Source organism: Flavobacterium branchiicola (genome assembly GCF_018383905.1).
Taxonomy (GTDB): domain Bacteria; phylum Bacteroidota; class Bacteroidia; order Flavobacteriales; family Flavobacteriaceae; genus Flavobacterium; species Flavobacterium branchiicola.
In genome coordinates this window covers 1-261 of sequence record NZ_JAGYWA010000040.1, presented here as the reverse complement: position 1 = coordinate 261, position 261 = coordinate 1, and the positions used below count along the sequence as shown (strand labels likewise).

Sequence of the window (261 nt, the reverse complement as noted above, 5' to 3'; positions counted from 1 at the left end):
AGCTCGGTGAAATTGTAGTAACGGTGAAGATGCCGTTTACCCGCAGTGGGACGAAAAGACCCTGTGCACCTTTACTATAGCTTAGTATTGACCTTGGATAAATGATGTGTAGGATAGGTTGGAGACTGTGAAGTGGCGTCGCCAGGCGTTGTGGAGTCATTGTTGAAATACAACCCTTTGTTTATCTGAGGCCTAACCCCGAGTATCGGGGGACATTGCTTGGTGGGTAGTTTGACTGGGGTGGTCGCCTCCAAAAGAGTA

1 rRNA gene is annotated in these 261 nt (G+C 48.7%); it reads left to right on the top strand.

Going from position 1 to position 261, the window contains the following annotated elements:
* Positions 1 to 261: ribosomal RNA gene (locus KHA98_RS23110) — 23S ribosomal RNA — on the top strand; the annotation flags it as partial.